General features: G+C 31.2%; 20 protein-coding genes. 4 read left to right on the top strand and 16 right to left on the bottom strand.

What is annotated here, in order from left to right:
* Positions 1 to 133 precede the first annotated feature (133 nt).
* Positions 134 to 1,222, top strand: a complete 1,089-nt coding sequence (gene wecB / locus B0M43_RS05170; RefSeq protein WP_078006603.1) for a non-hydrolyzing UDP-N-acetylglucosamine 2-epimerase — start codon at positions 134 to 136, stop codon at positions 1,220 to 1,222.
* On the top strand, positions 1,222 to 2,409 hold the full coding sequence (locus tag B0M43_RS05165; RefSeq protein WP_078006604.1) for a glycosyltransferase family 4 protein: 1,188 nt from the start codon (positions 1,222 to 1,224) through the stop codon (positions 2,407 to 2,409). Before wecB ends, B0M43_RS05165 begins: the two co-directional genes overlap by 1 nt.
* A gap of 56 nt (positions 2,410 to 2,465) precedes the next feature.
* On the opposite strand, the gene B0M43_RS05160 is transcribed toward B0M43_RS05165, so the two are convergent.
* The 13 genes from B0M43_RS05160 to B0M43_RS05100 all read right to left on the bottom strand — a co-directional run bounded on the left by B0M43_RS05160 (position 2,466) and on the right by B0M43_RS05100 (position 15,997).
* On the bottom strand, positions 2,466 to 3,449 hold the full coding sequence (locus B0M43_RS05160) for a UDP-glucuronic acid decarboxylase family protein (protein ID WP_078006605.1): 984 nt from the start codon (positions 3,447 to 3,449) through the stop codon (positions 2,466 to 2,468).
* Positions 3,446 to 4,657, bottom strand: coding sequence for an O-antigen ligase (locus B0M43_RS05155; RefSeq protein WP_210418047.1), 1,212 nt, complete (start codon positions 4,655 to 4,657; stop codon positions 3,446 to 3,448). The genes B0M43_RS05160 and B0M43_RS05155 overlap by 4 nt, the downstream gene beginning before the upstream one ends.
* Positions 4,658 to 4,727: 70 nt before the next feature.
* Entirely contained in the window at positions 4,728 to 5,816 is a 1,089-nt protein-coding gene (locus tag B0M43_RS05150) for a DUF1972 domain-containing protein (protein WP_078006607.1), read from the bottom strand.
* Positions 5,817 to 6,911 (bottom strand): glycosyltransferase family 1 protein, encoded by a 1,095-nt coding sequence (locus B0M43_RS05145; protein WP_078006608.1) that lies wholly within the window; start codon positions 6,909 to 6,911, stop codon positions 5,817 to 5,819.
* 3 nt (positions 6,912 to 6,914) lie between these two features.
* The gene (locus B0M43_RS05140; RefSeq protein ID WP_078006609.1) at positions 6,915 to 8,147 is read right to left on the bottom strand and encodes an O-antigen ligase family protein; all 1,233 of its coding nucleotides are present in this window, start codon (positions 8,145 to 8,147) and stop codon (positions 6,915 to 6,917) included.
* On the bottom strand, positions 8,147 to 8,953 hold the full coding sequence (locus B0M43_RS05135) for a glycosyltransferase family 2 protein (RefSeq protein ID WP_078006610.1): 807 nt from the start codon (positions 8,951 to 8,953) through the stop codon (positions 8,147 to 8,149). Before B0M43_RS05135 ends, B0M43_RS05140 begins: the two co-directional genes overlap by 1 nt.
* On the bottom strand, positions 8,954 to 10,198 hold the full coding sequence (locus B0M43_RS05130; RefSeq protein WP_168199928.1) for an oligosaccharide flippase family protein: 1,245 nt from the start codon (positions 10,196 to 10,198) through the stop codon (positions 8,954 to 8,956). It abuts the gene before it with no gap.
* Positions 10,199 to 10,303: 105 nt separating this feature from the next.
* Positions 10,304 to 10,822 carry a hypothetical protein gene (locus B0M43_RS05125; protein ID WP_078006612.1) on the bottom strand — a complete coding sequence of 173 codons (519 nt, stop codon included), beginning with the start codon at positions 10,820 to 10,822 and terminating at the stop codon, positions 10,304 to 10,306.
* Between the two features lie 30 nt (positions 10,823 to 10,852).
* A complete protein-coding gene (locus tag B0M43_RS05120; RefSeq protein ID WP_078006613.1) occupies positions 10,853 to 11,839 on the bottom strand; it encodes a hypothetical protein in 987 nt (328 codons plus the stop codon).
* 7 nt (positions 11,840 to 11,846) lie between these two features.
* Positions 11,847 to 13,526 (bottom strand): hypothetical protein, encoded by a 1,680-nt coding sequence (locus tag B0M43_RS05115; protein ID WP_078006614.1) that lies wholly within the window; start codon positions 13,524 to 13,526, stop codon positions 11,847 to 11,849.
* Between the two features lie 126 nt (positions 13,527 to 13,652).
* Positions 13,653 to 13,991 carry a hypothetical protein gene (locus B0M43_RS05110; RefSeq protein WP_078006615.1) on the bottom strand — a complete coding sequence of 113 codons (339 nt, stop codon included), beginning with the start codon at positions 13,989 to 13,991 and terminating at the stop codon, positions 13,653 to 13,655.
* A gap of 9 nt (positions 13,992 to 14,000) precedes the next feature.
* Complete coding sequence (locus tag B0M43_RS05105; RefSeq protein WP_078006616.1) at positions 14,001 to 15,485, bottom strand: GH3 auxin-responsive promoter family protein; 1,485 nt, start codon at positions 15,483 to 15,485, stop codon at positions 14,001 to 14,003.
* Between the two features lie 11 nt (positions 15,486 to 15,496).
* Positions 15,497 to 15,997, bottom strand: coding sequence for a peptidase (locus tag B0M43_RS05100; protein WP_065451787.1), 501 nt, complete (start codon positions 15,995 to 15,997; stop codon positions 15,497 to 15,499).
* Between the two features lie 210 nt (positions 15,998 to 16,207).
* Here B0M43_RS05100 and B0M43_RS05095 point away from each other — a divergent pair, with 210 nt between their 5' ends.
* The gene (locus B0M43_RS05095; protein ID WP_055096778.1) at positions 16,208 to 16,396 is read left to right on the top strand and encodes a twin-arginine translocase TatA/TatE family subunit; all 189 of its coding nucleotides are present in this window, start codon (positions 16,208 to 16,210) and stop codon (positions 16,394 to 16,396) included.
* A gap of 106 nt (positions 16,397 to 16,502) precedes the next feature.
* The gene (locus B0M43_RS05090; protein ID WP_078006617.1) at positions 16,503 to 17,900 is read left to right on the top strand and encodes a glycosyl hydrolase family 8; all 1,398 of its coding nucleotides are present in this window, start codon (positions 16,503 to 16,505) and stop codon (positions 17,898 to 17,900) included.
* 96 nt (positions 17,901 to 17,996) lie between these two features.
* On the opposite strand, the gene B0M43_RS05085 is transcribed toward B0M43_RS05090, so the two are convergent.
* The 3 genes from B0M43_RS05085 to B0M43_RS05075 form a co-directional block, all read right to left on the bottom strand.
* Positions 17,997 to 20,120 carry a Tex family protein gene (locus B0M43_RS05085; RefSeq protein ID WP_078006618.1) on the bottom strand — a complete coding sequence of 708 codons (2,124 nt, stop codon included), beginning with the start codon at positions 20,118 to 20,120 and terminating at the stop codon, positions 17,997 to 17,999.
* Positions 20,121 to 20,259: 139 nt separating this feature from the next.
* Positions 20,260 to 22,179: a DUF3857 domain-containing protein gene (locus tag B0M43_RS05080; RefSeq protein WP_078006619.1), complete on the bottom strand. Its 1,920-nt coding sequence runs from the start codon at positions 22,177 to 22,179 to the stop codon at positions 20,260 to 20,262.
* Positions 22,179 to 24,047: a DUF3857 domain-containing protein gene (locus B0M43_RS05075; protein ID WP_078006620.1), complete on the bottom strand. Its 1,869-nt coding sequence runs from the start codon at positions 24,045 to 24,047 to the stop codon at positions 22,179 to 22,181. The genes B0M43_RS05080 and B0M43_RS05075 overlap by 1 nt, the downstream gene beginning before the upstream one ends.
* Between the last annotated feature and the right edge of the window lie 59 nt (positions 24,048 to 24,106).

The following is a 24,106-nucleotide window of genomic DNA, read 5'->3' as shown; positions in this document are numbered from 1 at the left end:
CAATTCTAAACAGTTTTAAGATTTGCTTCAAAAAATCCATTAAACTTTGAAGAAAACATCTCAATCTCTCCAGATTCCAATTTAAACTTTACTTTTGCCAGAAGAAAATTTTTAGACCGAATCCAATCTACTTATGAAAATCACCATAATCGCGGGTGCTAGACCTAATTTTATAAAAATTGCCCCCATTATTAATGCTATAAAAAACAAGCAAAATCAAGGTTTTGATGTTTCATTTCGATTGGTTCACACAGGTCAGCATTATGATAAAAACCTCAGCGATACTTTTTTTGAAGAATTAAATATTCCGAAGCCAAACGTAAATCTCGAAGTAAAAAGTGGTTCTCAAGCCGAACAAACTGCTGCGATCATGATTGCTTTTGAGAAAGAACTGATTCAAAACCCTTGTGATTTGGTTTTGGTTGTTGGCGATGTCAATTCGACTATGGCGTGTTCGATTGTGGCAAAGAAATGTAACACAAAAGTGGCGCATGTCGAAGCGGGAATTCGTTCTGGCGACTTATCAATGCCGGAAGAAATCAATAGAATGCTGACGGATAGTATTACCGATTACTTTTTTACAACCTCAACTTCTGCCTCAGAAAATTTATTAAAGCTAGGATCTGATCCTGAGCATATTCACTTTGTGGGAAATGTGATGATCGATACTTTATACCAAAATTTAGATCGTATTGCTGCTCCTGATTTTTGGGATGAACATCAATTAAACGAAAAAAATTATATTATTCTAACCTTACATCGTCCTGGAAATGTCGATGAAGTTTCTTCTTTGATCGAACTTCTGCACGGAATCGATACTTTAGTCGACAACAAAAAAATACTATTTCCGATTCATCCAAGAACTCAGGCAATTTTAGGCGAAAGCGAAATCAAATTCAAAAACATCATTTTTGTTTCACCGCAAGGTTATTTAAATTTTATGTATTTGATCAAAAATAGTTTTGCGGTTATTACCGATAGTGGAGGAATATCCGAAGAAACAACTGTTCTTGGAATTCCTTGTTTTACCATGCGAAATAATACCGAACGCCCTGAAACAGAAACCATAGGATCGAATACTATTGTGGGAACTTCTTTAGAAAATTTACAGAAAGTCTTTGGTGAGTTCCTGAAAAATGGCGCAAGAAAAAGTGGCATTCCGGAATTATGGGACGGAAAAGCATCTGAAAGAATTATTTCAATTTTATTGGATAAAAAATAATGAAGGACATTTTAATCATATCCAATTATTATCCGCCCGAAAAAGGTGCTGCTGCCAATAGAATCGAACAACTGGCCTTGAAATTAAATCAAAACGGCTATGAAGTTTCGGTGATTTCTCCATTGCCCAATTATCCAAAAGGCAAATTATTTCCGGAATATAAAGGCAAATTTTCTGTTACAGAAAAGGTTCAGAATATTACACTAAAACGCCTCTGGATTTATCCGAGTAATAGTTCGAATATTCTTAAACGAATTGTTTCGACGCTTTCGTTTTCGACAACTTTATTTTTCTATTTATTATTTGCCAAAACGCCTAAAAAGGTTATCGTACAATCGCCGCCATTATTGCTTTCTTTTGTTTCTGTTTTTACACTTTGGTTAAAACGAAAGACAATTATACTGAATGTTTCAGACCTTTGGCCAACAGCTGCCATTGAACTTGAAGTGTTGAAGAAAAACAGTGTTTCGCATAAAATTTTACTTTTTATAGAACGTTTTATCTATAAAAAAGCAACACATATTTTTGGTCAGTCCAATGAAATTATTATACATATTCATTCGATTTTTCCTGAAAAAAAATGCTTTTTGTATCGCAATTATCCGGATCATTTTGTGGAAGATTTGCCAGAAGAAAAAGAAAATTCCAGCGAACCAATAAAACTATTTTACGCAGGATTATTGGGCGTTGCGCAAGGTGTTTTTGAACTTATTCAGCAACTGAATTTGGAGAATTTAAATGTCGAATTGCATATTTTTGGTGATGGTGCTGAGAAAACTCAAATTTTGAATTACCTCAATCAAAATCCGACTAAAAAGATAATTTTTCACGGTATGTTAGAACGTACTATTTTGCATGAAAAATTAAAGGATTTAGATATTGCTCTTGTTCCGCTTAAAACTAGAATTTACGGTTCTGTGCCTTCAAAAATATTTGAATATAGCGCTTTGGGTTTTCCTGTTTTTTATTTTGGAGGTGGCGAAGGTGAAAATATTGTCGAGGAAAATAATTTGGGCTGGGTTGTTCCAGTAGAAGATTTTGAGCAATTAAATTCAACTTTAATACAAATTTCAAAATTAGGTAAAGATGAAATTCAAAAGATGAAAAAAGATATTTTTCTTCATGCAAAAGAAAACTTTAACCTTGATCGACAAATGAAAGAATTAATCGAAAATAATGCTTTTTAAGCAACTTCAATAAAATGAAAACGGGCAAATATCTAATTGAATATTTGCCCGTTTTTTTATTTTATATAACTCGAAAAATCTTTGTGTTCTTCTTTTGAAAGTTCTTCTTTTGAAAGTGACCTGAAATAATCGTATGTAATTTTCATTCCTTCAGAACGACTCACTTTTGCTTCCCAACCCAACAACTCTTTTGCTTTTGTAGTGTCCGGCTGGCGTTGTAACGGATCATTTATTGGTAATGGATGATAGACTACCTTTTGGTTCGTTCCTGTTAGTTTGATGATCTCTTCTGCAAAATCTTTAATGGTGATTTCGTCCGGATTTCCAATATTTACGGGATATACATAATCTGAGTGTAGTAGTCTGAAAATACCTTCGACCTGATCGTCTACGTAACAAAAAGAACGTGTTTGCATTCCGTCTCCAAAAATCGTTAAATCTTCTCCGCGTAAAGCCTGGCCAATAAATGCCGGAATTACACGTCCGTCGTTTAAACGCATTCTTGGTCCGTAAGTATTAAAAATACGCACGATTCTGGTTTCTACTCCATGAAAAGTATGATACGCCATTGTTATAGATTCCTGAAAACGTTTTGCCTCGTCATAAACGCCGCGTGGCCCAATGGTGTTTACGTTTCCGTAATATTCTTCGGTTTGTGGGTGAACCAATGGATCTCCGTAAACTTCAGAAGTTGAAGCAATCAAAATTCTGGCTTTTTTTACGCGCGCTAATCCTAACAAATTATGCGTTCCTAAAGATCCTACTTTCAAGGTCTGAATTGGAATTTTTAAATAATCTATCGGACTTGCTGGCGAAGCAAAATGCAAAATATAATCTAAATCACTAGGAACATGAACAAACTTGGTGATATCATGATGGTAAAATTCAAAATGCTCTAGTTTGAATAAATGTTCTATGTTTTTAAGATCTCCAGTGATCAAATTATCCATCCCGATAACATAATAACCTTCTTTGATAAAACGATCGCACAAATGCGATCCTAAAAATCCTGCAGCTCCGGTAATAAGTATTCTTTTCATTTCAATATTTTCTGTTCATTAGAATTATTTGCTACATTAAATATGCAGTAAAGAATTATAAAGAAGATTATTCCTCTTTGTCTACTCAAAAAAGATTCGGTCAAAAATAAGACTATCATAGTTACTGAAAAAGCAATATGTATAAAATCTTTATTTAAAATTCCTTTTCTAATTGTGACAAATAACATACTTACCACTATTAAAAAACCAAATAGTCCTAATTCTGAAAATATTTGAAGATATTCGTTATGAAAATTAAACTCTCCGTAGCCTGCATATAAATTATGCTCTTTTACTTTCTCTTTTATTTTATTCTGTGAAGCATCTAATCCAAATCCTGTAAAAAAAATATTTTCTTGCTGAAGCATTTCCTTAAAAATTCTAATCTGAAAAAATCGAAAAGCTGCTCCTGGAAAAAAATCATTTTGCTGAAATTTATCCTGGCTCCAAGCCTGCTTTAAACTAATATTATAAATTGGCGCTTGATTTTCTTCTGTAGTTTTTTTTAGAGAACCATCAACAAATATTGTTTCAAATTCAATCATAAACCTATCTCTGACGGGCTTTATAAAGGTTATTACGCTTAGAGATGCAAAAACAACTGTAGCAAGGATTACCCTTTTTCCTTTTACAGAAACAGCCGAAAAAAAGAAATAGTAAATTATTACCATCAATAAATCTACTATGATAATATTCTTAGATGATAATAAGAATATGAAAACAACAAGAATCAAAAATCCGGCTCTATCAATATTTGATTTTTCTTTTTTAGCAAGAAAAAAAAACATGGCCAAAGAAGCAAAAACAGACACATAAATCGCATTTAATTCTAAAGTAACTAACTCATGATAAAAAAATACATCTTTGTTTCTGGAATCTGTAAATTTTACAATTGCATTTAAAAAGTAGAAAATTGCGAAACCAGCCATTGCAAAACTGTACCATTTAAAAACCTTATCTATATGATTTTTATTTATTTTTGGTAATCCACAAAAAGCCAGCGGAATCAATAAAAGCAATATTTCTTTTTGCAATCCCTTTATTGTTTCTTTGCTTTCTATTGTCCAAATGAGAGACATAATCATTAAAACATATAATAGCATCGGAAGCAATAAAACTATGGGAAGGGAAAAATTTACTTTTTTAGTTTTAATAAAAGAAACTATTAAAAAAATGATGCACGTCAAACTTCCAATGATATGTTTCATTGGAAGTGTAATCAACATTGCAGCTAAAAAATAAATCAACAATGTTTTATTCCTCCATAATTCATCAAATCTATTGAAGACTTTTTTCGAATAATTTAAGGTACGATTCATTTATTTTATTCCAATTAAATTCTTTAATTATGATATCAAAATTATCTTGAACAATGTGTTCATAATCCTTTCTTTTTATTGTTTCTATAATATGTTTAATATCTGATGCATTAGAAAAATAAAATGCATTTTCTTGTAAAACAGCACTATTAAATTCGTTGTTATGTGCTACAATTAATGCTTTTGCTGCCATTGCTTCTAATAAAGAAGGATTAGTTCCTCCTACTGAATGTCCATGAAAATAAAGATTAGAAAAATATCTCAGATTATCTAGATGCTCTTTATTATAAATTCCTCCTGTAAAACGTATATTTTGATGTTTAGAAAACTTCTTTTTAAGATAATTTCCAAAACTATTATCATTATTACCTACAATTAAAATTACTTTGTCGTCGTCGCTGCTAGCAATTCCATCCAAAATCACTTCAATATTGTTTTCGGGCTCAAACCGCGCTATTAGAAGGTTATAGTTGTTTTTTTCGACATTATATTCTGAAAGTAAATCAGCATTCTGTTTACAAAATGATTCAGCTCCATAAGCAATATAATCTGCCTGTGTATCATATTTGTCTTGTAAATATTGTTTTATTCCAAGCGAATCTGCAATCAAATGATCACTACTTTTAACTGCTTTTTTTTCAGCAAATTTTAAAAATTTTTGGACTATTTTAGAATATTTACTTCTTTTCCATTCCAATCCATCCATATTGGTAATGATAATTGATTTTGTAGGTAAAAGAAAAGACCATATAGAATTACTTGTGTAGCCTAATTGCAGAATGATATCGAAATTTCTTTTTCTGGAATCCAAGATACAATTCAGATCATAAATGAATTGTCCTACTGTTCCAATTTTATATTCTGGGTCGTATTGGTGAATAATATTGACACTTTTGAATGTATCTTCCTGAAAAATGTGATTATGTGAATTGTACACATACACATCATGAGTTTTCTTAGCTAAGAAAACAGCAAAAATTTCAGCAAATTGCTCAAATCCTCCATAATTATTAGGGATTCCTCTTGTTCCAAGAATTGCTATCTTCATTTAGTGTTTATTTAATTCCTGAAGAAAGCAGAAAGCTGATTTTTTCCAATTATACTTTTCTTTAATTAATTCTGAACAGTTTATCTCTTCTTCTGTCAGTTTTAATTCAATTTTTTGATGCAAATCTGCTTTATTAAACGGATCGAATTGACAGTTTTTTAAAAATTGGAAATCTTTCATAGCAGTTGTATTGGCGTAAATTGAAGGAATTCCAGCAGCAGCAGCTTCTAAAGGAGGAATTCCAAATCCTTCAGCAATGGAAGGATAAATAGAAAGAGTTGCACCTCTAATCAGCAATTGAAGTTCATCAAAATTAACTTCATTTAAAATAATTATCTTTTCCCGAATAGAATTTGATAGAGAATTATATAACATATTAAATTTATTATTTGATAAGTCTCTTTTTCCTGCTAAAACTAGAAAAAAATCTTTGTAGTAATTGTTATCGATAAAAACTTCTAATAAAAAATGATGATTTTTTCGTAGCTCCCATCTGCTAACATAAATAAAATAGTTATCTATATTGTACCTTTTTTTAACCTTGATTTTTATTACCTCTTTATTATAGTTTTCAAAAAAAGCAACGTCTACAGCATTGGGGGTAATTGCGATAGCATCGATATTAAATCTTTCCTGAATTTGCTTCTTTGAATACTCTGAGACAGTTAATATTATATCCGACCGTTTTGCGCTATTGTTAAATAAGAATTTGTTTTTTACGCGATAAAGCCATGGAAAATATTGTGGATATTCTAAAAAAATTAAATCATGGATTGTATTGATATATTTGCAATACCTTATTGGCGGAACTATGTATTGAAAATGAGCATAATCAATATTATTTTCTTTAATAAGTTTTGGTATATCAATTAATAAACGATAAAACTTATTGTCAGATCTCAATTTTAGATACTTTACATTTTCATTATTTCCAAAAGTTTCTTTAAGAATTGTAGTGTTTTTGGCTGCAAAAAAAAACTCTTTACTATTGTCTTTTATTAATTCCTTATATAAGCCTGTAATATAAGTTCTTGTTCCTTCAAAACTTTTGTCAAATATATGACAGTCAACAAATATTTTTATTCTTTCCTGCATCGATTATTCCTTTAATAAAATATTTTGTTGTGATGAAAACACAAGTAAACCTCCTAAGATTATAATAATTATATCTCTAGGGTTATATATACCAGTAATTGTTAGTGTTGTAAAAAGAAAACTTATACCAATTATACTTATAAAAACAGGTACGAATTGATAATTTAGGTAAATATAACGATAGAAATTCAATAAAAAATACAATAATAAAAAGAGACCGAGAATACCGGTTTTATAAAAAATGTAAATGTATCCATTATGCGTTTCTGAAATGTATCGAATACCTTCCTTATCCAGTGGTGCTTTAAATTTAAGATCAATCAAAGATCCAAATCCTGTTCCTACAACGTAACTCATTGGAGTTTTATCCATTAAAGCCAATGCTCTTTTAGCCTCATAACCTCTCCAATGGTCCCATAATTGTTTATGATTCTCTCTGTCAATTTTAGTATTAAACATCTCTGAAGGTGCAATTTTTACTTTATACAAAAAAGCCTCTATACCTTTACCATTTCTATCGATTTTAATTGAAAACAGATAAATATACAACAAACCAACAACAGTAATAAGTCCCAGGAATATTTTTAAATTTCCAGAATTTATTTTTGTATATCCAAAAATGGTTAGAAAACCTAAAATACACACCACTACCATTGTTCTTGAAAAATATAAAAAACAGGATAAAGCAAGTGTGCAGAAAATTAGGGAATTAAACATTTTATTTTTGAAAAGTTTTTCATCTAGAAACTTGTTATAGAAACAAAAAAACAATAAACTAAATAATTCAAGAAAATTATCTTTACCAAAAGCATTTCTTAGTTCATTAATTTTTTCAATCATTAATTTTCCATTAAATAAGACTAAAAGAATATGAAAACATGCCATAGAAAAGCCGGTGAGAACAACAATTTTTATAAAAAATTTGAAATCTATCTTTTGAAAAAAAAGATATCCTAAGGATAATCCAATAATAGGTTTTATAAAATGAGTTATGTCTTTTATAAAATAAATTATTTCAAAATTCCTCCAGACAGAACCAAAAAAACCAATTACGAAAATCAAAAAAAGAGGTGTAAGCAAACTTACAATTCTACTACTTATTTTAAAGTCATTTAATAATAACAGTATAAATAAAACAACGATTTGGATTACAATATTTATTCTAAAAGAAGATAAATAGAGTTGTGAAAACACCACAATCAGAAACAAGGGAATTATGATTTGCTTTATTTTCATTAAATATTATTTGTAATTCGTTTTATAAACATATTAACTGAAATCATTAATAAAGCGATAAATCTTGATAGTCCTGAAAAATGTTTCTTGCTGTACATTTTATATCCATTGATTAAGAGTCTGTTTCTGGATGTAGTATGTCCAACAAAATGAATATAATTAAGAGACGGAACAAAAACACACTTTTTTCCGGCATTATTCATTCTTTTACAAAAATCTACATCCTCAACATACATAAAAAATCCCGAATCAAATCCATGCAAATCTAGATAATCTTTCTTTGTGATCAGCATAAATGCTCCTGTAACCCAATCTACAATATAATTTTCTTTTAAGTTAAACTCTCCTTCTTCAAACTCTTTTCGTTTATCATTTAAAAAAGAAATCTTAAGTAATGTAAAGGGAGATGGAAATCTTCCAACTGCTGGTATATATTTATTATCACTATTCAACATATTAATCGAAACAATTCCATAATTTTTTTCTGAATATAAAACTTCAAGCGCGGGTTTTATGTCATTTAAAAGTATGGTGTCATTATTTAATAAAAGTATTGTTTCTCCTTTAGCATAAGACACACCCAGATTATTTGCTTTTCCAAAACCTAAATTTTTATTGCTTTCAATAACGATAACATCTGCGAAATTTTTTTTTATAAACGAAACACTATCATCTTTAGAATCATTATCCACTACAATTATTTCATAAGTCAAATTGCTTAAATGAGTAAATAAAGAATTTATACAACTGCCCAGATATTTTAATCCGTTATAGTTGACAATAATAATTGAAATCGTTGGTTTCATCTAAAATAAAGTGTAAAAACCTAATTTTTTCTTTATGTAGAAAACACATAAAAAATTGAGTAGTAAGTTTGTAAATAAACTGGCAAAAGCGGCACCAAGAATTCCGTAAAATAAGGTTAAACCAATACTTATTGCAATATTTGAAATAAAACAAATCAAAGTAATATTTCTTAAAATGCTTTGATTGTCTGTCATGTTTAATATTTGATCTCCATTTCCTGCCATCGCATTAACGAGTACTCCAATAATCAATACTATTAAAACATTTGCTCCATTAATCGCTTCCGGACTGAAAAAAGATAAAATGGTTCGATTAAAAATCAGCACTATCAGTACTAAAGGAATTGTTAAAATTGAAATTAATTTTGTTGCATTCTGAATGGTTTTCTTTAAATCGATAAAATTATTTTCACCAAACAATTGTGCAATTTTTGGAGTTGTAATAGTACTTACAGACACAATGATAAGTAAACCCAGATTAGCGACCTTAAAAGCAATATTATAAATTCCAAGTTGTTTCTCATCTACCATTAGTCCAAGTATAATAATGCTTGTGCCATTTAATAAATATAATAAAAAACCATTGAAGAATAATGGTGTAGCCATTTTTAAGAGCATTTTTGTAGATTGCACCTCAACATTTTCTTTTGGTTTCCATTCGAAAACAGTGATGATTTCGAAAAAAACTGTAAAAAAAATTGCCAATGAAAAAGCTAAAAAAGTGAAATACTGTCCCTTACCCAAAAAATGAAATAAAATTAAAAAACCAATCAATAATACATTTGGAATAACAAACATAAAAAGATTGAATTTGAAAAAGTTTTTTGTCGCAATAAAAAAATATACAAAAATTTCGTGTGCAACCAGTATTGGTATCGATAGGGCAATTACTAAAAAATACTTATAAAGGTTCTCGTTTTTAAAAATTGAATGTGACAAAAAATGTCCTCCAAAATAAAAAAAAACCATTGGGATTAAAGCGAAAAGTAATGTTATTTTTAAACCTTTTATTAATATTTTTTTTGCTGTCGGATAATTGTAATTTCCATTACCTATAATTTTTATAAGTGTATTGGGTATACCAAAAGTTACAAACAAAGTACATAGCTGAGAAATCGTCATTACTAATGAATATTCTCCAAATGTTCCCACTCCAAAAAACCGGTTTACCAATAAAACAATCAGAAAAGATATTCCTAAACCAAAAATTCTAAATTGAATGTTTTTTACAAAAGAAACAATCAAATTTTTATGTTTTTTATAAATCAAATTCATAATTGTCTACGTCATAATTAAATATTCTGACTTCTTTTCGTAAATTTTAAAAACAAAAATTTTAAAAAAACCAGCTTATTTAAATTCAATTGCCATTTTATCCATAAGTAAATCATTACCCATTAAATATGGATCATAAGAACCATTTACTGCACTTAATTTATAACCGTAATAATTCATATCCCAGATTACAAATTCGTTAGGTGTAAACCATTCTATAAAATTTTCGTTTCCTCCATCAAGGGTTCTATCTTTAAACTTGATCGAAATATTTTTTATAGTAATATAAGTCTGACTTGGATTTACGCCTAAATCTACTCTAAAATTTTTAGGTTCAATACCTTTTGGCAAATCTAATGTTATTTTTTGCATTTTATTAGATGCATAAACTACTTGTGTAATAGAATTATCATTATTCCAATCCTTTCCTTCAATTAAATAATAAACTTCTAATTTGTCGTTTTTTTGAAAAAGACCTTCAATTTCTATAGAATAATTATCTTTTGTGGTTTGATTATCTCTATTATTTGAATTTTGGCAAGCACCAAATACTAAAAATGCAAATGCTATAAGGGTAAGTAATTTTGTTTTCATTTATAAAATAAATTTCAGTAAAAAATAGTTTTAATTTTGATTATTTTTTAATTCTTGTTGTTTATAAAATCCCAGAAATAATGTCCAGAAAATAAATAATGCGAGAAAAACTAATGGTAATAAAAATTTGAACTTTAAATATATTAGTTTTTGATTCTCAATATTGGTAGAAATACTGTTATCTTTTATCGTTTTATCATAACTAATTAATTCAAGTCTATGAAATGACTGCTCGTTCAATAGTGCATCTTTCGTTTTAATAATATCATTTAACTGAGTGTTTTCATTATAATAAACTAGTTTGTCATTTTTTACACTACCTTTTGTTGTATTCGAAAAATTACTTAAAACACCGTCTATTTGCTTGATAATAGAGTCGTTTTGTTTCATTTTCGTGGTTACATTGTTGTAGGTTTCTTTTTGAACTTTAGAATAGTAATCTGAGGTATTAAAATATTTTAAAAGTGGCTGAATAAACTTTTCCTCAATTATTTTATGTTCTGTTGATATTAAAATTTCCTGATTTGTATAATTTTTACTGGTCATATTTTCATCAAGAATCTTTTTTATATCACCATCTTCAGCCATCAATTTGATTAACTCAAAATTTTCAGGTCTGTTTCTTATAAAGTTGTATACATCAGCAATTGGTTTTACCTCTATCTTTTTGAGATTTTTGGGCTGTTGAATGCCCACAACTTCTTTCAAAAAAATGGTATCCCCTTCATTGATTTTAGAATTTATCAACTCAATTTTGGTAGACAAATAGTCTGTGCTCCCAAAATTTGCCGATACTATAATTTTATGTTCATAACTCTTTTGAGTACTATCTAAAAACCACCCCAAAACAAATCCGGCCAGAACTAAAATCAAAACAATGATCCAGTTTCGAATAAAAAACTGAATTATTCTAAAAATAGAAGTGCCAATTCCCCGAAAAAAATTATTTATTTTTTTTGAAATCACACCTAAATCAATTTCTTGATCTTCATTGTTTTGGGGTACTTTTGTACTCATTTATTTTTTATTTTACGTTGAAAATTTGTTCCAAAATTTTAATAGTAATCAAATACGTTGGCTTTACACCTGTGGTTCCTAATCCGCCTGAAGCTAATGTACTTCCGGTTTCAAGAGGGTTATCTGAGGCATAATAAGCATAACGAACTTTGATATCGTGCGGAACACTTTTCCTGATTTTCGATGCCGACTGAATGGCTTTTTGATAATATGATCCTTCCATTTCAAGACCAATGACACCCCAGGTCGATTCGTGAAAGAATTTCAATAAATCTCTGTTTTGTAATGATGTCCCTAAAACAGTAACCATGGCACCTTCAAAAACAGCAATGTCATTTCCTTCGAACATTGCGCCAGTTAATTCATTTTCGAAGAAATAATTATCAGCTGTTCCTTCATTTATATGCGCTGTCGGGATCATGATATCGCCTTTTCCGCCTTCCAGAATTCCGGCTTTACCCATTATCGAAACTGATCTTACATTTAGTAAAGTTTCTTTTTTGTATGGTTTTAAAAGTTCATCGATCGTTTCGTAAGCCTGCTCACCAAAGGCATAATCCATTACAATAATAACAGGAGCCGCTTCATCAACAACAGTTTTTGGAAATGCTGTTTTTGCCCAGTCAATTTTGGCAGTATCAAAAATCTGAACATCGATATTCGTTCCTGAACTATCAGGTAGTGAAATCATACCATTTTTTAAGGCTAATTCCTCGACAATGCTTCTGGTTTCTTTTGCACCTGATTTGCTTAATTCTTCATAGATATAAAAATCTGACTTGTCCTTGAATTTCGTTTTCAACAACGGTGTTGCAAAAATAGAATTCATCACGCTATGCATATTAGCACTTATTACGTGAATTGGACGCTTTAACAGGTTGTTTGCCTTAAGCACTTCCTTGATGTTGGTTGCCCAGATTTCACCGTGAATATGGTGTCCTAAACGCTCTCTCAATACAGGACTAAAAGTTATAGTACGCTTATTGTTCTCGATAACTTCTTCGATGGCTAATTTTCCTAACCAATAAATAACGTGCAGGAAACGATCAGGAGCATTTTCTGAACCAAAAGCATCATAAATATCCAAAACCTCCTCAAAAGTTCTGGCTAAAATGTTTGCAACATGCGAAATTGCTTTTTCTTTTTCGATTTGAGAAAGCTTTTTGGTTTGTAAAACGGCTTGTTCTAATTTTAACCAATCGCGCGAAACTTCGCCACCATCGTCTAATAAAACCCTGTTTTTTATTTTATGCGATTCGATAAAAATAAAAGTCAAATGTGTCAGGATATCATAAATATCTGATCGTCCGCGAGTGATTTCGACATTCATTTGTTCCTCGTCGATTCTGTAACAATTACGTCGTCTTTTTGGAGGAACAATGGCTTGAAAATGCGATTTAGAATATCCTTCGTCTGAAGTTAAATTGATGAATCGGCATTGTTCGATTCCTATTGGTAAACGCTCTATAACGTACAATAGTCCGTTTAGTTCTACTTTTTCTTCGCCTATGTTTCCGTAAATTTCCGGACGTAATGCCAATAATGATTCACGTAAACTATCACCCGAAACTCCCATTGGTTTATAAAAACCACGGTTAAATAGGTGACGCATTGTAATGTACATTTTTTCGATTGCTGCAGATGATTCCTGCGCTCTTGATCTTGATATATTTTTGTTTTCTTTCATGCTGTTTTATTTTAAAAAATCTTCTGTTTTGAGAAGATGTAATATCTTTTATTAAACGAAATTAGGAATTAAAAATCAAAACTGTATTAAAGCTTTATTATCTTAAAACTAAATTCAAACTGTTTTTTATTTATAATTATCAAAATTAACTTCTACTTTCTGATAATTTTGATTTTTTAATAATATTAAATTTATTTTGTTCAGGCATTCCTGGTTCTCTTCTGACATTATAAATGCGAAGCCCCAAATGTCTTTTGAAATAGAAAATGAACCAATGTCTGAATTAATATATAATAGATATTCATCATTTATCCAAAGATCATTGATTGTATCTACTTTTGGATTTATTTCTATTATTGAATCAAAAAAGTCTGTGAAAAAATCTTCATTTTCAGCACCACTAAAAATTTCAATCAATAATTTTTGAGATTTATATCCTGGTCTTAAATGATATTTATATTTCATAAAATTTTTCTACTTCAAATTATCGGCAATATCACGGTTATTCGATAATCTCGGAATTTTATTCTGTCCGCCTAATTTTCCCTGCGATTTCATGTATTCCTGAAATCCGTTTTTAGAAACTTTGGTTACAACTACTTTTCGCAATACATTTCCTGTAATTAAATCGTCGTAATAAATGTTTTGTTTTCGCATCGAATCATCAATTGCTTCGGCGAAAACTTCAATATTTTCAGGTTCATTTTCAAATTCTACCAACCATTCGTGATACGGTAATCCGCTTGACGGATTTATTTGCGGTGCAACAGTAAATTCGTTAATTACAATTTTGGTTCCTGCTGTGGCTTCTTTCATGGCACTTTCGACTTCCTTTGCAATAACGTGTTCTCCAAAAGCAGAAATATAATGCTTGATTCGGCCGGAAACGATAACTCTGTGCGGAAATAACGAAGTAAACTGAACCGTATCGCCAATATTATAACGCCAAAGTCCTGCATTGGTAGAAACAATCAAGGCATAATTCACACCCATTTCTACTTCACCAATAGTGTAGCTTTTTGGATTTTCTGTAAAGAATTCATCTGCTTTTATAAACTCGTAAAAAATTCCTGAATTCAGCAATAACAGCATTCCTTTTGATTTTTGAGAATCCTGATACGCAAAGAAACCTTCTGAAGCCGGAAACAACTCAATGCTGTCTACTTTTCGGCCAATCATTTTTTCGAATTTGGCACGATAAGGTTCGTAATTGACTCCTCCGTAAATAAACAGATTGAAGTTTTTAAACAAATCACCAATTTTCTTTCCTCCGCTTTTTTCCTGCAAACGTTCAAAATACATTTGAACCCAGGACGGAATTCCTGAAATTATGGTCATATTCTGATCGATAGTTTCCTCTACAATGGCATTAACTTTAGTATCCCAATCTTCGATACAGTTGGTTTCCCAAGAAGGCATTCTGTTTTTTTGAAGATATTTAGGCACAAAATGCGCTCCTATTCCGGATAATCTTCCAAATTTGATTCCGTATTTTTCAATCAAAATAGGGCTTCCCTGCAAGAAGATCATTTTTCCATCAACAAAATCTGCATTGCCGGTTTCGTATATATAATGTAGAATTGCATTTCTTGAAGCTTCAATATGATACGGCATTGATTCTTTGGTCAGCGGAATATATTTTGCGCCGGAGGTTGTGCCGGAGGTTTTAGCAAAATAAAGTGGTTTCCCTTTCCAGAGAATATTTTTTTCTCCCATTCGAACTTTGTCGATATAGGGCTTTAAATCTTCGTAATCACGAATCGGGACACGTTTCCTGAAATCATGAACCGTTTTTATTTTATCAAAATGATGATCTGTACCAAACTGGGTTTCTTTGGCACTATGTATTAAACTCTTAAATACCGCTTGTTGAGTTTCGACCGGTTTATTGGCCCAAGCCTGTGTTTTATAATATATTTTGCTGGCAAATAGTTTTGCCGCTACTGACTTAATCGACATTTGTTATGGTATTATTTCTTGTCACTTTTGTTTTTACTTCGGGTTTTTTCGCCCGACTCCTTCTCCATCTTTGCAACCTCATCTCTTAGTTTAATTTCTTCTTCAGAAGCTTTCATATTTACTTGTGAAGGTTCATCAGCATCTGCTAAAATCGAATCTTTATTGAATTTTGCATATTCTAATTCGCCTTTCAAAACTTTCTGAATTCCTTTTATATAGGCTTCATTTTTCTTTAAAGCGGTTTCTAACGAATCTGATTTGATCGCCAGTTCAGTCGCATTCTTTTTTAATTCAGTCGAAGAATATCCGGGAATTAATTCGCGTAAAGGCGTAAAAGCAATGATAAAAGTAGTAATTAAAATTAAAAATATTCCTCCTAACATGAACGTTACAAAAACATTCATTAAGTTTAGTTTGAATGAAAAAATTTCTTCGAAAGTATCTTCATTCAAAATTACCAATCGGTTTTTGATGAATAAATTTTTTCTGAAATTGAATTTTTTCTTAGTCATTATGGTTATTTATACGAGCAAATATAATAATTAATCGCGTTGTTGATGCCTGACAGAAACTATCGAATACCGTTATTTCAGTAATTTATAAAATATTTAACGCTATCAGAAACAAATATTTTAATCCAAATCTTGTTGTTCTTCGTATATTCTATATACATTTGCGGTTCAATTAGAAAACAATTTGCTTAGGCATTAAATATACAAACCATGGGAAGATTAGGTCTTACAGAAATCCTCGTAATAGTAGGTATCGTTATATTACTTTTTGGAGGTAAAAAAATTCCGGAATTAATGAAAGGTTTAGGAAGCGGAATTAAGGAATTTAAGAACGCTGCTAAAGACGATCAAACTCCACCTGCACCTTCTGTTAAAAAAGAAGAAGAAGAAATTAAATAAGAATTTAACCCCTTATTATAAACCCCAAATTACAATTGTAGTTTGGGGTTTTTGTTTTATATAAAAAAACTTACTTTTATAGTCCCTAAATCAAATAACAATAATTATGAAAAACCTACTTCTGATTACTGTTGCTTTGTTGTGCTTTAAAAGTAATGCACAAAAGCAGCCCTTTCCAGCAAATTTTGTATTTACAACTGGTCTTATGGCATCGACAAGAAATAGTCTCGACGCCCAAAACAATTATAAAATCTGGAAAGACAATTTTGTTACGCCCTGTTCTAATAACCGTTTTAGAATAAAATTTGATAATCCTTCTGAAACTGTATCCGAAGGAATTGGTTACGGAATGTTGCTTGCAGCTTATTCAGGCGATAAAACCTTATTTGATGGTCTTTGGTTATACTATAAAGACAATGTAAATGCTAATGGCGTGATGAACTGGAAAATCAACGGCTGTTCCGGAATTAATGGTGCCAATGGTGCAACAGATGCCGAACTTGACGCTGCTTTTGCTCTTATTGTTGCCGATTATCAATGGGCAAGTACCGGCGCTATAAATTATAAAAATGATGCTAAAACATTGATTGTAGCCGTTAAAGCTCATGAAATCGAAGCCAATACTTTTGTTTTAAAACCCGGAGATCAATTCGGCGGAAGCCAAATTACCAATCCTTCTTATTTTTCTCCTGCTTATTACAGGGTTTTTGGAACTTTTACTAATGATATTTCTTTCTGGAATGCTGTTGCTGCAAAATCGTATACAATTATCAACAATAACTTAAATGTAAATAATGCTGTTGGCGGATTAGTTTCGGACTGGTGTTCAGAATCCGGAGCGTATTCTTCTCAAGCCGGAGGATATAATAACGCAGGAAAAACCTATACTTATGATGCTGCAAGAACGCCATGGAGAATAGCAGTTGATTATTTATGGTTTGGAAATCCCGATGCTAAACTGTATGCTAAAAAATCATCGGATTTTGTGCGCGTAAATCTTGGCGGATCTACAAATATAAAAGATGGGTATAACCAAAACGGAACTTTAATAGGACAATGGCACAACGCTACTTTTGTTGGGGCTTTTGCCTGCGCAGCAATGGCGGGCGAAAATCAGGCACATTTAGATGCTTCTTATAATGACTTAAATAACTTAAACGAGCCTAACAGCTACTTTAATCATACTCTAAAAACATTATACTCCTTTTTACTAACGGGTAATTTTTATCTCCCTCCAACTGCCAATTTATCTATTGGTGATTTTGATATCGAGAAATCTACTGTTACGCTTTTCCCAAATCCAAGTCCTGATCGATTTACTGTGAATGCGCCTCAGCAATCGACTATTTCAGTAATTTCTCCTTCCGGGATTGTTATTCATCAACAAAAAACAAGTTCTGAAAATACCGAGATTAATTTGGCTAATCAATCGTCCGGAATTTATTTAATAAAAATATCCAATGATGATTTTAAAAGTATTACTAAAAAAGTGATTTTGAAATAAGCTTAAAAATAGAAACTCCCAAATTACAATTGCAATTTGGGAGTTTTTTATTTATTACTCCAGTTTTGGAATTTGGAATTTATTTTTTGTAATTTATTAAAGTACCATCGTTAACTGAATACGTTTTCTATCCTCATCAACTTCAGTAACCTTTACATCAACGTGTTGGTGAAGCTTAACCACTTCGTTTACATCGCTTACAAAACCGGCTTTCAATTGAGAAATATGAACCAATCCGCTTTCTTTGATTCCGATGTCAACAAAACAACCAAAATTGGTGATGTTATTCACAATTCCTGGTAAGATCATTCCGGTTTTCAAATCTTTGATTGATTTTACATTGGCATCAAACTCAAAAACCTTAGCCGACTTTCTTGGATCTAATCCGGGCTTTTCAAGCTCTTTTATGATATCTTTTAGTGTAAGTAAACCAATTTCAGGTGTAATATAGTTTTCGGCCTTAATTAGGGCTGTTTTCTCTTTGTTTGCAATTAAGTCGTTTACAGAAAGTTTCAAATCTTTTGCCATTTTCTCGACAACCGGATAAGCTTCCGGATGCACGGCCGAATTATCCAGCGGATTTTTAGCATTCGAAATTCTAATAAAAGCCGCACCTTGCTGATACGCTTTCTCGCCTAAGCGAGGCACTTTTTTCAATTGTTTTCTGTCTTCAAAAGGACCATTTTCTGAACGATATTGTACAATGTTTTCAGCAAGCTTCTCTCCTATTCCACTCACATAACTTAGTAAATGTTTACTTGCCGTGTTGATATTGATTCCAACCGAGTTCACGCAACGAATTACAGTATTATCTAATTCTTCTTTTAGCTTGGTTTGGTCAACGTCGTGTTGGTATTGGCCTACGCCAATGGCTTTCGGGTCGATTTTTACCAATTCGGCCAAAGGATCTGAAAGTCGTCTGCCAATAGAAACCGATCCACGAACCGTAACGTCATAATTTGGGAATTCTTCTCGCGCAATTTTTGACGCAGAATATACCGAAGCTCCAGCCTCAGAAACGATAAAAACCTGCAGCGGTTTGTCGAATGCGATTTTTTTGATGAAAAATTCCGTTTCTCTCGAAGCTGTTCCGTTACCGATAGAAATCGCATCAATTTGATAGGCGTTTACCATCGAACGGATTTTCTTGATTGCCATTGCTTCTTCATTTTGAGGCGCATGCGGATAAATCGTTTCGTTATACAATAAATCACCTTTTTCATCCAGACAAACTACTTTACAACCGCTTCTAAATCCTGGATCGATTGCCAGAATACGTTTTTCGCCCAAAGGCGGCGCCAATAAAAGTTGTCCTAAATTGTTGGCAAAAACCTGAATTGAGTTTGCATCGGCCTTGGCTTTTGCTTCTTGCAAAGTTTCGTTTCCAATTGCCGGATTCAACAATCGTTTGTAACTATCTTCTATCGCCAATTGCAAATGAGCTGTTGTACTATTTTGTTTTTTAATGACAATTTCATCAATAATATCATAAGCTTCGTCGATATCAACATCTACTTTCATCTTGACAAAACCTTCGTTTTCTGCACGAAGCATGGCCAATAATCGGTGTGAAGGTGCTTTTGTCAACGGTTCTTCCCAATCAAAATACTGACTGAATTTTTGCGCTCCTTCTTCTTCAGCTTTCTTTTTTACGACTTTGGTTCCAATTGTTGCTTTTCTATTAAATAATCTTCGCAATTGCTTACGAACATAAATATTCTCGTTGATCCATTCGGCTACAATATCTCTGGCGCCTTGCATCGCAGCTTCTTCATTAATCACATTTTCATTCAGATATTGCGTCGAAATAAAATCAATATCAACATCATTCTCAGACATGATTATTTTTGCCAATGGTTCAAGACCAAATTCGCGCGCAACATCTGCCTTTGTTTTTTTCTTCTTTTTGTACGGAAGGTAAAAATCTTCAATTTCTTGTAAGTCAAAACTTTGTTCAATTTTTTGTTTCAAATCTGGCGTAAGCGCTTTTTGTTCTTCGATCGATTTTAAAACCGCTTCTTTACGTTTTACAATTGCTTCATAATCTTTTTGAAGTTTTGCAATTTGCTCGATCTGCACTTCATCAAGATTTCCGGTTGTATCTTTTCGGTAACGCGAAATAAACGGAATCGTACAATCTTCTTCTAATAATTTTACCGTGTTTTGAATGTTAATTGCTGCTGTTTGAACAGTCTTGGTAATGAATTGAATATTAGTCATTCTTATTTATTTTAACCGCAAAGATTGCAAAGTGTTTCGCAAAGTTCGCAATGGTTTTTTAATTTTATTGTTTTAAAATATCAAAATTAATATTTTATTTCAACCGTCCGATAATATCGGACTCTTCTCATCCCAATTTCTATTTCTTCTTAATTGGCTTTAATACAATACTTGCTTTACTAAAATCTGCAGATGCATTATATACTTTTCTATATTCCTGATAAATCTCTTTTGGATAATTTATTGCTTTGTACTTTTCATCAATTGTGATGATAACCTGATTTCCATCTACTTTTACAGTCGATTTAAACGAACAGTTTTTACTTTCATCAAATTTCATTTCTTTGTCTATCACTAAATCATTGTAATGATCTACCTGATATCCTTTCGGGATGTTAAAGACAATACTATGATGATATTCTTTTGTGTATTTTAAATCAATATCTGTTTTTCTGGTATTTTCCTGATAAAGATTCGCCTGTTTTCCAATCATCTTTCCGAGATTCACCAAAAGCAGATTTCCTGCTTTTTCAGTAAATGATTCTACCGATTCCTGTTTTGAATTAATAATAAACGGCGTATTTGTATAATTATTTTTAAATTCTAAATTTTCGGCTTTTTGTTCTAAAACCTTTACATCAATATCATCAAGTAACACATCTTTTACAAAATCTGTAAGCTCCTTTTTTTCTTCATTATTAGACAAATCATTATACGAATAACGCAGCATTTGACCTGTATAACCGGTACTTGACATTTTTTTATCTATGGTTACTTTTGATAAATCGGGATTTAAAGTTACAACTGACTCTGTTGCTATTTTAGTAAAATCTGATGAAACTACCAGCGGATACACATAACTTTCCTGTTTCTTTTGTACATTATATCCTTTTGCCTTTGTATCCTGGTATTCGTAACTTGGTTTTCCGTAAGCAAGATAAACCACATTTGGTGAGATAAATTTATTTAAATCTCTAAAATAAAAATTAATATCGGTAAATTCATAAAACGTTACAATCTCGTCGTCAAGGTCTCCTATAAAACGATCTTCGGTCGCAATGATTTCGTATGGAATTTTAAGAATATCAAAAGCATATTTGTACAGAAAAATAAAATCTCTACTGGCTAATTTCGAATTTCCTTCGGTTATCTTAATTTTAGTATTAATTGTTTCTCCTTCGGCATAAGGTTCAAAATGAGTTCTGATGTATTCGTCCAGAATGGTTAATTTTTCATCGTTAGATTTATCTTTTATATCCAATTTCTGAACAAGCTTTTTAACATCTCCATTCGAAAAAGCATAAGGTTTGTTTCTAATGTAATTTTTAAAATACGTTTCCCATTTTTTATTACTCATTTCGGCAGGAGATCCGGTAATTAAATACAATACCTTAACCAGATTTCTAAATTTCTTTGAACTTTTTTCGTTTACAAGCGGCTGGATATTATCTGCAGTAAAAAAAGTCTTGCCTTTTACTTTATTATAATGAAATTCACCCGAAGTATATACTCTCGACATAGCCGATCCGGATTCTGTAAGTGTGAACTCAGCATGCAATACCGGCGCATCTTTTTGATAAATTTCGATTCCGTTTGATGTTGGATTTTCTTTTACAATAAAATAATACTCCAGAATATCGCCTTTTTCAACTCCTTCAAAAACAATCGATTTTACGTTTTTTAGATCCGAATTTACAATCTGGCTTTCAGATAAAACTCTTATATCTCCGTTAGGTTTAATAACTCTGGCGTGAAAATCTTTTGTATCACGAATTGTGGTATTATCGTCTGCAGTAACTTTATTGTATTTGCTTATTTCTGAAGACTCATTTATTTTTACTGCAAAATGTTCCATTTTAAATTTTGCAAAACCATACAAATTGGGATTAATTCTGGTATGAACCCATCTTTTATCAAATAAAATTACAGCGGGTTCTTTTTTATATTCTTCAGGAATGGCCTGAAATGACGGAACTGCATCCCAGGAATAACTTTTAATTTCTTGTGCGTTTGCTTTTATAAAAAAAGTAAATAGTAGGATTAGTAATGTTTTTTTCATTATTTTTTTATTAAGATGATAGATTGGTTGTATTGGCTGTTTAATTCGGTTACTAATGCATTCCAGCTGTCGAAATCTTTGGTTTCGATAACTAATTTTTTAAGTGCAATTTTTTGAGATACGATCAGGCTTTTTTTATCTTTTTTATACGATATATCATAACTTAAAACCTCATTTTCTTTCTTACTATTCTCCGGAATAAAATCAAGCTGATAATTTTCGGGGATTTCATAAACATAAGTAAAGTCATTTGTAAACACATTGTCGTTTTCAATAGAAAGTTTTCGTTCTTTAGTATCAATGATATATTCTTTAAAAGGAGCTAACAAAATAGGCTTTACAATTATCTTGTCCCCAATTTTCTTCGTCCAGGATTCCAGTTTAAAATTGTACAAAAGTTCCGCATCTTTGTTGTCATACTCATTCTTTTTAACTTCGGTGCTTTCTATTTCGAGTTTTTGATTGTATCGGGTCAGACCACTTTTTAAGATTTCGTCCTGCTTTTGTTTATTAGAAGCTAAAACATTTAAAAAGTCACTTTTTTCATAACCGGAAAGCAATAATTTTGCTGCGCCCTGAACTCCATCATCATTAATTTTCAACTTCATATCCACTTTTAGATGATTTTCTTTTTTGTCTACAACAGGAACTTTTTCAATAACAAATTCAGTTTCAGATATTCCTATAAGTCCTTCTTTGCCCTGAATCATGGCAGACGGAAATGTAAACGGACAAAAAGAATCAGTTCCGTCAACAAAATAGCGCTGTTTATCGATTTTTACAGACGCAATCATGTGATTGCTTACCAAAGGCGTTGGAACATCTGTAAAACTATACGGTTTATCTCTTGTACCAATCCAGACTAGGTTTGACTCTAATCCCGCAGTTTTAAACATTTCATTTAATAAGTTCGAAATGTCTTTACAATCCCCGTATTTTTTATCAAAAACAGATGCCGCATCACGCGGAATAAAACCTCCCATTTCGTACTCAAAAGCTACATAATGAATGTTTTCCTGAACCCAATTGTAAATTGCTTTTGCTTTTTCTTTAGGATTTGTTTGGTCTTTTATTAATTCTGCGATTTTAGTTTTAAGAGCTGTTTGGTCTAATTTGTTGATATCTTTTACCAACGAATAATACCATTTGTATAAATGCTCAACATCCGGAAAAAGCGCTTCTTTCTTGTTATCTTTAGTATAACTTTTGATGTAATACACAATATGAGGCAGGAAATAAGTAAAATTTGGTGCTCTGTTTTCCTCTTCAAAAGCGGGCATATCTGCCACTTTCCAGGTATAAACATCCAGGTTTCCTTCTTTCGTTTTTTCGAAAACAATTTTATCCTGATGATCGCCAAAAAGTTTATAACCAATTTCGATAGATGGATCTGATTTTATCTGAAATTGTGAAGCAACGGTCTGCAATTCATGCTGAAAAGCAAAAAAAGATAATAATCTTGGTTCGTTTTGCTTTACTTTATACGAGAATTCAACTTTCGATTTATCTTCAACATTATTAAAATCAAAGTGTTTGTATTTATTATCGCTATAAAAAATATCCCTTTGTTTCAACTCATTTGTACTAATATCGTACTGCGAAAGTTTACTTTTTTTATTGGTTTTCGCATTTATTGCAACACCTTTTATATTCGAAATTTCACTAAAATTATCGTACGGAATGTTTATAGAGTATTCATTTACGTTTTTACTTTTCGCAATTTCTCTTTGTTCTTCGATAAAAGATTCGATTTCTAATTTGCTTTTATTCGATAAATAAACAATTTCATTACGATAAAGTACTTTTGATTTTTCTTGCGCGCACAAAAAATGACACGCGAAAAATGCCAGATAAAATATTCTTTTCATTAGGTTTTTGATATAATATTTGGGGAGTTAAATTTTAACAAAAATAAACTTATTTGCGA

Source organism: Flavobacterium sp. KBS0721, assembly GCF_002007065.3.
In the GTDB taxonomy this organism is placed as follows: Bacteria; Bacteroidota; Bacteroidia; order Flavobacteriales; family Flavobacteriaceae; genus Flavobacterium; species Flavobacterium piscis.
Note: the sequence above shows the minus strand (reverse complement) of the source record. Positions and strands in the feature narration are given on the sequence as shown.

Bases quoted from the DNA above. Each gene is read 5' to 3' on its own strand.
- B0M43_RS05090 (WP_078006617.1), top strand. From the start codon at position 16,503: ATGAAAAACCTACTTCTGATTACTGTTGCTTTGTTGTGCTTTAAAAGT.
- B0M43_RS05110 (WP_078006615.1), bottom strand. From the start codon at position 13,991: ATGAAATATAAATATCATTTAAGACCAGGATATAAATCTCAAAAATTA.
- B0M43_RS05095 (WP_055096778.1), top strand. From the start codon at position 16,208: ATGGGAAGATTAGGTCTTACAGAAATCCTCGTAATAGTAGGTATCGTT.
- wecB (WP_078006603.1), top strand. From the start codon at position 134: ATGAAAATCACCATAATCGCGGGTGCTAGACCTAATTTTATAAAAATT.
- B0M43_RS05080 (WP_078006619.1), bottom strand. From the start codon at position 22,179: ATGAAAAAAACATTACTAATCCTACTATTTACTTTTTTTATAAAAGCA.
- B0M43_RS05075 (WP_078006620.1), bottom strand. From the start codon at position 24,047: ATGAAAAGAATATTTTATCTGGCATTTTTCGCGTGTCATTTTTTGTGC.
- B0M43_RS05120 (WP_078006613.1), bottom strand. From the start codon at position 11,839: ATGAGTACAAAAGTACCCCAAAACAATGAAGATCAAGAAATTGATTTA.
- B0M43_RS05105 (WP_078006616.1), bottom strand. From the start codon at position 15,485: ATGTCGATTAAGTCAGTAGCGGCAAAACTATTTGCCAGCAAAATATAT.
- B0M43_RS05085 (WP_078006618.1), bottom strand. From the start codon at position 20,120: ATGACTAATATTCAATTCATTACCAAGACTGTTCAAACAGCAGCAATT.
- B0M43_RS05125 (WP_078006612.1), bottom strand. From the start codon at position 10,822: ATGAAAACAAAATTACTTACCCTTATAGCATTTGCATTTTTAGTATTT.
- B0M43_RS05160 (WP_078006605.1), bottom strand. From the start codon at position 3,449: ATGAAAAGAATACTTATTACCGGAGCTGCAGGATTTTTAGGATCGCAT.
- B0M43_RS05100 (WP_065451787.1), bottom strand. From the start codon at position 15,997: ATGACTAAGAAAAAATTCAATTTCAGAAAAAATTTATTCATCAAAAAC.
- B0M43_RS05135 (WP_078006610.1), bottom strand. From the start codon at position 8,953: ATGAAACCAACGATTTCAATTATTATTGTCAACTATAACGGATTAAAA.
- B0M43_RS05150 (WP_078006607.1), bottom strand. From the start codon at position 5,816: ATGAAGATAGCAATTCTTGGAACAAGAGGAATCCCTAATAATTATGGA.
- B0M43_RS05115 (WP_078006614.1), bottom strand. From the start codon at position 13,526: ATGAAAGAAAACAAAAATATATCAAGATCAAGAGCGCAGGAATCATCT.
- B0M43_RS05155 (WP_210418047.1), bottom strand. From the start codon at position 4,657: ATGAAACATATCATTGGAAGTTTGACGTGCATCATTTTTTTAATAGTT.
- B0M43_RS05145 (WP_078006608.1), bottom strand. From the start codon at position 6,911: ATGCAGGAAAGAATAAAAATATTTGTTGACTGTCATATATTTGACAAA.
- B0M43_RS05165 (WP_078006604.1), top strand. From the start codon at position 1,222: ATGAAGGACATTTTAATCATATCCAATTATTATCCGCCCGAAAAAGGT.
- B0M43_RS05140 (WP_078006609.1), bottom strand. From the start codon at position 8,147: ATGAAAATAAAGCAAATCATAATTCCCTTGTTTCTGATTGTGGTGTTT.